Here is a 10,000-nt window from a genome sequence, read left to right as displayed (position 1 = left end):
ATTCGTGACAATGGATGAATTTTTGCTCCCTTGTCTCCCATAGAATACCCTGTACCATCTAGCCGTTCGTGGTGCTGGAAAATAGCTATTTTCGCCTCTTGCTTCAATAGCTTCAAGTCTTTCACCATATTGTAACTATGTAAAGGATGCTTTCTTAATTCTTTTTCGCTGTCACTAGTGGAGAGATTACTATTTTTCAAAATACTCATCGGTATTTTAGCTAAACCACAATCAGCTAATATACCAGCGAGGGCTGCTTGAATAATCATTCCATTTTCAAAATTTAACTTTTCAGCGATGACACCGCTAATTAATCCTACGGCAAGTGGATGATGAAAACGATAATGCCCACCCGTCCATGTATGCAACTGTAGGTAAACATCAGAATGCAATCGAGCGTATTCAAGTAAAGGCAGAATAATTTCTCGAATCTTGACAATATCGATACCCATCCCCGCTTGCCATTTAAGAAACTCTTTATTGTACTGTTGCTCACCTTCAATGTAGCGTTTTGAAAAATCTTCTTCTAAAGAATTCACGGTGTCTTTCTCGTAATTCTTTTGATCTGAAGGATCTGTTGTCTCTGGCAGAACAGAATCAGCTGTTTGAACATCTACTTCCTCGATCAAAAAAGCTTTTAACAATTCGATGTGACGGTCCGTTAAGATTGTATGTTTCGCAATGAGGGGGCAAGATGTTTTTCCCATGACATCTTCTTGCAATACATTCCCCGCTTGCAACTCCTCTACTTTTATATACATAGGTCAAATCTCCAAGTTTTTATTTATATCTTACCAAATCATTGAAGGAATAAGGACTATAATTTTCATTTTTAACTATTTATAGTAAAAAAGCCTGAGTAACAAAAATAGAACCCAGGCTTTTTTTACTATTATTCAACGGATGTATCTTCCTCTTCAAGTACATCCTCTTGTATTTCTTCTTTGGCGATTTTGGTGACAGTTGCGACTGTCTCATTGTCATCTAATCGGATCAGCTTCACACCTTGCGTATTTCGTCCCGTAATTGAAATATCATTTACATCCATTCGGATTAGGACACCGCCGAGAGTAATTAACATTAAGTCCTCTTCACCAGTAACAGTTTTCACGGCTACAAGAGAGCCGTTCTTTTCAGTAACGTTACAAGTCTTTAACCCTTTACCGCCTCTCGTTTGAACGCGATATTCACTTTCTGAAGTACGCTTTCCATAACCATTTTCCGTAACGATGAGAACATAATCGTTTTCATGTAAAAGCTCCATGCCAACAACTGCATCAGCCGCTGAAAGCCTTATTCCTTTCACACCAGTCGATACACGTCCCATTTCTCGAACATCTTCTTCTGCAAATCGAATCATCAAGCCATCTTTTGTGCCCATAACAATTTGTTGCTTTCCATCTGTCAAACGAACGGAAATCAATTCGTCATCTTCTCGTAAATTTAAGGCACGCAGACCGTTTGTGCGGATATTTGCATAATCAGCGAGCAATGTCCGTTTCACAATACCTGATTTGGTAGCAAAGAACAGATAAGAATCAGCTGTGAATTCTTCCACGCGAATCATCGTGTTGACCCACTCATCTTTCTCTACCTCTAACAGATTAATGAGTGGAATCCCTTTAGCTGTTCGGCTATATTCAGGAATTTGATACCCTTTTAATCGGTATACTTTCCCTTTGTTAGTGAAGAATAAGATCGTGTCATGAGTCGATGTTGTTAATAGATGCTCAACAAAGTCATCCTCATTCGTGCCCATCCCTTGGATTCCACGACCTCCACGCTTTTGGCTACGATAAGTAGAGGCTGGCAGACGTTTCACATAGCCGTTATGTGTTAATGTCAAAACGACTTGCTCACGCGGAATGAGATCTTCATCCATAATTCCTTCCACTCCAGCATCCATGATTTCTGTGCGACGTTCATCATTAAAGCGCTGCTTAATTTCTAATAGCTCTTCGCGGATAATTTCCAAGATTTTTTCTTCATCTGCTAAAATTGCTTTTAATTCGTTAATTAATGCTAAAAGATTGTTGTACTCTTCTTCAATTTTTTCTCGTTCAAGTCCTGTCAAGCGCTGTAGTCGCATATCAAGGATCGCTTGTGCTTGTTTTTCAGATAAAGAGAAATTGTCCATTAAACCTTGTCTTGCGATATCCGTTGTTTGTGAGCCGCGAATTAAGGCGATAATTTCATCGATATGGTCAAGAGCAATACGTAAACCTTCTAAAATATGTGCTCTTGCTTCCGCTTTTCTTAACTCAAACTCTGTTCGGCGACGAATGATCACTTTTTGATGTTCAAGATAATGATATAGACACTCTTTCAGATTTAACACTTTCGGTTGTCCATCAACAAGTGCTAATAAGTTAATCCCAAAACTCGTTTGCATCGCTGTATATTTATATAAATTATTTAAAAGCACACTAGCATTCGTATCTTTGCGGACTTCCATCACAATTCGCATTCCGTTGCGGTCGGATTCATCGCGCAAATCAGTAATGCCATCAATTTTCTTATCGCGTACAAGTTCCGCAATTTTTTCAATTAATTTTGCTTTGTTCACTTGGTAAGGAAGCTCTTTGACGATGATCGTTTCTTTACCGCTTGCCTTTTGTTCGATGTCCACTTTCGCTCGAATCACAATGGAGCCTTTACCCGTTTCATACGCACGACGAATACCACTTCGTCCCATGATCATACCGGCTGTTGGAAAATCTGGCCCTGGGACATATTCCATTAACTCAAGGATGTTCAGATCGGGATTGTGACTTAATGCGACAATGCCATCAATGACTTCACCTAATTGATGTGGAGGAATGTTCGTTGCCATCCCAACGGCAATACCAGATGTTCCGTTTACTAATAGATTAGGAAATCTAGCTGGTAGTACGGCAGGTTCTTTTTCAGATTCATCGTAGTTGGGTTTATAATCGATGGTATCTTTGTTGATATCACGTAATAATTCCATGGAAATTTTGGACATACGTGCTTCTGTGTAACGCATCGCGGCTGCTGCATCGCCATCAACTGATCCGAAGTTTCCGTGGCCATCGACAAGCATATAACGATAACTAAAATCTTGCGCCATACGCACCATTGTATCGTATACAGCTGAATCTCCATGTGGATGATACTTACCGATTACTTCACCAACGATACGAGCAGACTTTTTATAAGCTTTATCCGCCGTCATGCCAAGATCATTCATCGCATACAAAATTCGACGGTGGACAGGTTTTAAACCATCTCGCACATCCGGTAAAGCACGAGCGACAATGACACTCATCGCATAATCTAAAAAGGATGAGCGCATTTCTTTACTAATATTAATCTCTACTACTTGAGAATTAGGTGTTTCAGCCATTTTCAAAGACCTCCTTTAACAAACACTTATAGAAAAGAGAGACAGGATAGATTCGATCTATCCTGCTTATTAAGCAACCTTTACAGGCATTATATATCTAAATTTTTCACCTTGAGGGCATTTTCTTCAATGAATTGACGACGAGGCTCGACGCGATCCCCCATAAGAATTTCAAACGTTTCATCCGCTTCAATAGCATCCTTCAAGCTCACTTGAAGCAATGTTCTCGTCTCTGGATTCATCGTCGTCTCCCACAGCTGTTCCGGATTCATCTCTCCAAGACCTTTATAGCGTTGAATTCCTGGTTTTGTATTCTCCGGTAATCCGGCAAGAATCTCTTCTAATTGACGCTCCTTGTAGGCATAGTCTATCTTTTTCCCCACCGTCACTTTATATAAAGGCGGTTGAGCAATATAGACATAGCCCGCTTCAATCAGTTGTCTCATATAGCGGAAGAAGAATGTAAGCAACAATGTACGAATATGCGCACCATCTACATCGGCATCTGTCATGATGACTAATTTGTGGTAACGAGCTTTCGAAATATCAAACTCTTCTCCAATTCCCGTGCCTAAAGCCGTAATAATCGTGCGAATCTCATTGTTAGATAAAATTTTATCTAATCGTGCTTTTTCTACGTTAATGATCTTTCCTCGCAACGGTAAAATCGCTTGGAAATGACGATCACGCCCTTGTTTCGCTGATCCACCTGCCGAGTCACCCTCCACGACATAAATTTCGCTAATTTCTGGGTCACGTGAAGAACAGTCTGCCAGTTTTCCAGGAAGGCTTGAGACTTCTAACGCACTTTTTCTACGCGTTAACTCTCTCGCTTTTTTCGCCGCCATTCGCGCACGCGCCGCCATTTGTCCTTTATCGACAATTTGGCGAGCAACAGCTGGATTTTCTAATAAAAAGGACTCAAAACGAGCAGAGAAAACGGAATCCGTTACTGCTCTCGCTTCAGAGTTACCTAATTTCGTCTTTGTCTGTCCTTCGAACTGTGGATCTGGGTGCTTCACAGACACGATCGCTGTTAGCCCTTCACGTACGTCTTCTCCAGACAGATTTTGATCGGCCTCTTTAATCAAACCATTTTTACGCGCATAATCGTTAATAACGCGTGTTAATGCGGTTTTAAACCCTGATTCGTGCGTTCCACCTTCATGGGTATTAATATTATTGGCAAAAGAATAAATATTGCTAGTAAATCCTTCGTTGTATTGCAAAGAAATTTCTACAGATATACCTTCTTTTGTTCCTTCCATGTAAATCGGTTCGCTATGAATGACTTCTTTCGTGCGGTTTAAATGCTCAACATACGATTTAATTCCGCCTTCATAATGGTACTCATTGATTTGGCCTTCTTCTCGCTTGTCCTCAATAATGATCTTAATGCCACGATTTAAAAAGGCTAGTTCGCGAAGACGATTCGCTAACGTGTCATACTCATAGACTAAAGTTTCTGTAAAAATCTCCGGGTCCGGACGAAACTGAATCGTTGTTCCTGTATGGTCTGTTTCCCCGATTACTTTCAGGTCTGCTTCAGGAACTCCACGTCGATAAGATTGATAATAAATTTGACCATCGCGATGAACGTATACTTCTAGTTGAGTAGACAACGCATTAACGACAGACGCTCCCACCCCGTGAAGGCCTCCAGATACTTTATATCCGCCGCCGCCAAACTTTCCACCGGCGTGAAGTACAGTTAAAATAACCTCCACAGCTGGACGGCCCATTTTCTCATGAATACCGACTGGAATCCCACGACCATTATCTTTGACCGTAATGCTGTTATCTTCTTCGATGATTACCTGAATTTCATCACAATAGCCTGCTAATGCTTCATCAATACTATTATCTACAATCTCCCATACAAGATGGTGCAAGCCCTTTCCGCTTGTTGAGCCAATATACATCCCTGGTCGTTTTCGAACAGCTTCAAGACCTTCTAAAACTTGTATTTGGTTTTCATCATAGGAAGGCTGGTTCGTTGTATTTTGTTGTTCCATAGTCAAATTCATTCACCCGCTCTTTCTTCAAAAGCCTCCTGTAAAACATTGTATTTCTCAGGCTTTTGCAAATAATTATCGAATATCCTCTTTTTTAATGTGTTTGATGAAAACGATGAAAGATATAATTGGTTGTCTGTCACAACAATTGATTTGAAGTTACCATTATTTAACAGTGTATCATCATAAATAATATCGATTGTTTGTTTGGAAGTTATATCTATTGTCTGCTGATCTACGATGGCAATAATATTGTCTATTTGAAGGATGATGTCATCTCCAATGTGAACATACATAGCTAAATCCTCACTTTATTTGTGTCATCATGCCAGCTTCAACTGTAAAGGTGGATGCTTCTTGCAAAGTTTGGTGATTGATTCCTTCTGTGCTTGTTGTCGTAACGAATGTTTGAACCTTTCCTTGGATCGTATTTAGCAAATGAGACTGTCTGTAATCATCAAGCTCTGACAATACATCATCCAATAAAAGAATGGGGTACTCCTTAATTTCAGAATGAATCAATTCAATCTCCGCTAATTTCACAGATAGTGCTGTCGTTCTTTGCTGGCCTTGAGAACCAAATGTTTGTACATTCTTTTCATTTACATGAAAAATGAGATCATCTCGATGTGGTCCACTAAGAGTGACACCTCGTTCAATTTCTTTTTGTCTTTGGGAATGATACTTTTCCTCAAATACACTTACCATTTTTGACCATTCATTCTCTTCTGATACCCCAACAGACGGTTCATATAGAATATTTAACTTTTCTACTCCACGTGAAATACCAGAATGAATGGCGCTTGCCCAGTTTTGAAGTAAGTGAATAAAGTCAAAACGCTTTCTCACAATTTTGACAGCTAGATCAATTAATTGCTCCGTTAATACGTCTAACATCGTATAATCAGTTGTTTTTTTAATTTGTAATTGCTTTAAATAATGATTTCGCTGTTGTAGTACTTTATGGTATTGACTGATGTCATGAAGATACACTGGCGATACTTGTCCAATTTCCATATCTATAAAACGCCTTCTCACTTGAGGATTTCCTTTCACAAGATGAAGATCCTCTGGTGCAAACATGACCACGTTCATATTCCCAATATACTGACTAAGGCGTTGTTGCTCTAAATGGTTACACTTCGCTTTCTTGCCTTTTTTAGAAATAATCAACTCTAACGGGACAGAGTTTCGAGATTTTTCTACTCTACCTTTTATTTTAGCATAATCCGCTTCCCAGCGAATTAAATCTTTGTCATTGGAGGTTCGATGAGATTTTGCCATAGCAAGCACATAAATAGATTCCATGACATTTGTCTTTCCTTGAGCATTTTCTCCAAGAAACACATTTACTTTATTTTCAAACTCCACATCTAAGTGTAAATAATTTCTATAATTTTCTAAATACAGTTCTTTAATGTGCATGAGCAAGACACCCTTTTGTTTTATGAATCTGCTATAACAAAAACACCAAATTCAGGTATTTCTATTTTATCGCCTACCCGTAATTTTCTACCTCTACGCTGATCGATTTCACCATTCACATACACTTCATGCTCACTCAAAAACCACTTGGCCATACCACCTGTTTGAATCACTTCAGCCAGTTTCAAAAACTGTCCAAGAACAATATATTCCGTTTCAATTACGATCCTATTTTGCATTTTCTCTCACTGCCTTCGATTGAATTCTCTAATACTTTATTTTACTAAACTTTTCACATTAACACAAAGATAGAAATGCGGAAGGCGCTGTTCAGACACGACAAGCAAATGACAGAATGACGAAATGGCGTACTTCAGCCATGCAGTAAGGCTGGCATTTGACTCGAGTGTCTAGGAGGCGGAGCTGGACAAAGAAAAGCGGAAGGCGCTTATTTGCCCTTCACAAAAAAGAAGGCTGCTCAGCTTAGGGAGCAGCCTCTTTTCCATTATTTATACTTTCAAAGAAATTAATACGTTCTAACAGGCAAGATTAATTGTAGCGTCGAGTCGTCGTTTTGTGGACGAATGACAAACGGTCTCATTGCACCAGCGAACTGGATATTAATTTCTGTTCCTTCAAGTGCTTTTAGAGCATCCATCATATATTTAGCGCTGAAAGAAATTTTTAGTTCTTCCCCTTCTACCGCTTGACTCTTGACTTGCTCCGTTACTTTACCGATTTCAGGAGAATTCGAGGAAATTTCAATCATTTCGTCTCCGATCATCGATAACTTTACGACATTGTTCCGACCTTCTCTCGCTAACAACGAAGCTCGATCAATCGCCTGCAAAAATTCTTTCGTGTTTAATTCTAGCCTTGTTTTACTATCTGTCGGGATTAAACGACTTGTATCAGGATAATTTCCCTCTAAAAGTCTTGAGAAAAACAATAAATGTTTTGCACGGAACAACACTTGATTTTCAGTAATGACGATTTCCACAGATTCTTGGCTATCATCTAAAATTTTACTTAACTCACTTAAGCTTTTCCCTGGAATGACTACATTGTATTCCGATGCTGTTTCCACAGCCGCTTGTCTTAATGCTAATCGGTGACTATCTGTTGCAATACAGCTTAACATCCCCTCTTCAACTTGCCAGTTTACACCTGTCAAGATGGGGCGTGTTTCTGAGGTGGACACTGCAAATACTGTTTGTCTTACCATTGCTTTTAATAAGTCAGTAGGTAATTTGAATACTTCTTCCTCTTCAATTTGTGGCAAATGAGGATATTCTTCTGGGTCTAAACCATTTAAATTAAATTCTGCTTGACCAGAACGGATAACGGTTTGAAAAGATGAAAGAACTTCGATTTCAATAGTATCTGACGGTAGCTTTTTAACAATTTCATTGAAAAAACGAGCATTTAATACAACAGATCCTGCTTGTTGAATATCAGCAAGAACCATTTCTTCTTCCTCTTTTGGAATAAAGGATTCAATCGAAATATCAGAATCACTACCTGTTAATTTAATCCCCTCTGTCGCTGCGTCTATTTTTATCCCTGTTAGGATGGGAATCGTTGTTCGTGAACTAATCGCTTTCAAAACATCCTGTACACTTTGAGCAAACCGATCTTTTTGGATTGAAAATTTCATTTTTCTTCCTCCATTTTATTTTAGAATAATCATTTCCCTTGTTGCATATATTAATTATTTTATATTAAAAAATAATAGTAGTACTAGTAGGAGTTGTGAATATGTGGATAAGTCCACAGAACGAAAGTAAATACAGTCTATCCACATGTGGACAGACTGTTCATAAAGTAAGCTAAGTTATTCACATTATTAAGATTTCAAAAGGTTTTGGATTTCCTTCACGTTATGTTGCAGTTGGCTATCGGTTTCTAGAAGTCTTGAAATTTTTTCATGAGCATGGATCACTGTTGTATGATCACGCCCTCCAAATTCCTCTCCGATCTTCGGAAGTGAAAAATCAGTTAGCTCTCTAGATAAATACATGGCAATTTGTCTAGGGAATGCAATGGATTTGGTGCGTTTTTTCGCCTTGAAGTCTTCGAGTTTTACATTGTATTGTTCTCCGACGACCTTTTGAATGTTTTGAATCGTAATCGTCTTTGGTTTGGAACTTGGAATAATATCTTTTAACGCTTCTGCTGCTAGATCAGCATTCACGTCTTTGTTGATCAATGAAGAGTAGGCGACCACTCGAATAAGTGCTCCTTCAAGCTCACGAATATTCGTATCTATTTGATTAGCAATATAGAGCATGACTTCATTCGGGATATCTAGATTATCCGCTTTTGCTTTTTTGCGTAAAATAGCGATTCGAGTCTCTAAGTCTGGAGGGGTAATATCAGTGATTAATCCCCATTCAAATCGAGATCGAAGGCGGTCCTCTAACGTTGGGATTTCTTTAGGAGGACGATCACTAGAAATAATAATTTGCTTACTTTCTTCATGCAAGGTGTTGAAAGTATGGAAGAATTCTTCCTGTGTTTGTTCTTTACCAGCAAGAAATTGAATATCATCAATTAAAAGAACATCGACATTACGGTACCGATTGCGAAAATCAACGGCTTTATTGTCGCGAATGGAGTTAATAAACTCATTTGTGAATTTTTCAGATGATAAATAAACAACTTTTGCTCCTGGATTATGCTCAAGTACATAATGGCCGATCGCATGCATCAAATGGGTTTTACCTAATCCAACTCCTCCATAAATGAAGAGTGGATTGTAAGCTTTTGCTGGTGCTTCAGCAACCGCTAAAGAAGCTGCATGAGCAAATCGGTTCCCTGAACCAATGACGAACGTATCAAAGGTATATTTAGGATTCAGCATGCTTTGTGGAAATTCATGTGCATCTTCTTTTTTATTTTGTCGCTTTTTCGCTTTAGACACATCAAATTCTTCCGACTGCTGATTTTCTGGAATAATGAATCGTACGGCTAGCTGTTCCCCAGTAAGTTCTCCAATTACTCCGGAAATCAACTGCGAATAATGACCTTCTAGCCAATCGCGAGCGAAGTCGTTTGGAGCAGTAACAGTAATTGAATCTCCTTGCAATGAGTAGGCTTTTGTTGATTTTAGCCAAGTATCAAAGCTAGGCTTGCTAATTTTTTTCTCTATGCTTTGTAAAACTTTATTCCAAAGATCGTCGATGTTTTCCAT

The 10,000-nt window shown here is 38.9% G+C and carries 8 protein-coding genes (1 of these 8 cut by a window edge); all 8 read right to left on the bottom strand.

The window, feature by feature from the left end; translation table 11 throughout:
- Positions 1 to 761 carry the 5' portion of an HD-GYP domain-containing protein gene (locus ACSVDJ_RS00040; RefSeq protein ID WP_439171018.1) on the bottom strand. 316 nt of this gene lie to the left of the window's left edge, so 761 of the gene's 1,077 nt are visible here — the first part of the coding sequence; its start codon is at positions 759 to 761; the stop codon falls past the left edge of the window.
- 131 nt (positions 762 to 892) lie between these two features.
- Positions 893 to 3,367, bottom strand: coding sequence for a DNA gyrase subunit A (gene gyrA / locus ACSVDJ_RS00035; RefSeq protein WP_439171019.1), 2,475 nt, complete (start codon positions 3,365 to 3,367; stop codon positions 893 to 895).
- An 89-nt stretch (positions 3,368 to 3,456) separates the two neighbouring features.
- Complete coding sequence (gyrB, locus tag ACSVDJ_RS00030; RefSeq protein WP_439171061.1) at positions 3,457 to 5,382, bottom strand: DNA topoisomerase (ATP-hydrolyzing) subunit B; 1,926 nt, start codon at positions 5,380 to 5,382, stop codon at positions 3,457 to 3,459.
- 8 nt (positions 5,383 to 5,390) lie between these two features.
- A complete protein-coding gene (gene remB, locus ACSVDJ_RS00025; protein WP_439171020.1) occupies positions 5,391 to 5,678 on the bottom strand; it encodes an extracellular matrix regulator RemB in 288 nt (95 codons plus the stop codon).
- Between the two features lie 10 nt (positions 5,679 to 5,688).
- Complete coding sequence (recF, locus tag ACSVDJ_RS00020; protein ID WP_439171021.1) at positions 5,689 to 6,807, bottom strand: DNA replication/repair protein RecF; 1,119 nt, start codon at positions 6,805 to 6,807, stop codon at positions 5,689 to 5,691.
- Positions 6,808 to 6,827: 20 nt separating this feature from the next.
- Complete coding sequence (gene yaaA / locus ACSVDJ_RS00015) at positions 6,828 to 7,046, bottom strand: S4 domain-containing protein YaaA (RefSeq protein WP_439171022.1); 219 nt, start codon at positions 7,044 to 7,046, stop codon at positions 6,828 to 6,830.
- A gap of 287 nt (positions 7,047 to 7,333) precedes the next feature.
- Complete coding sequence (dnaN, locus tag ACSVDJ_RS00010; protein ID WP_439171024.1) at positions 7,334 to 8,464, bottom strand: DNA polymerase III subunit beta; 1,131 nt, start codon at positions 8,462 to 8,464, stop codon at positions 7,334 to 7,336.
- A gap of 189 nt (positions 8,465 to 8,653) precedes the next feature.
- Positions 8,654 to 10,000 (bottom strand): chromosomal replication initiator protein DnaA, encoded by a 1,347-nt coding sequence (gene dnaA, locus ACSVDJ_RS00005; RefSeq protein ID WP_439171026.1) that lies wholly within the window; start codon positions 9,998 to 10,000, stop codon positions 8,654 to 8,656.

The sequence above is a fragment of the Bacillus sp. Hm123 genome, from assembly GCF_051842975.2.
In the GTDB taxonomy this organism is placed as follows: Bacteria; Bacillota; Bacilli; order Bacillales; family Domibacillaceae; genus Bacillus_CE.
Note: the sequence above shows the minus strand (reverse complement) of the source record. Positions and strands in the feature narration are given on the sequence as shown.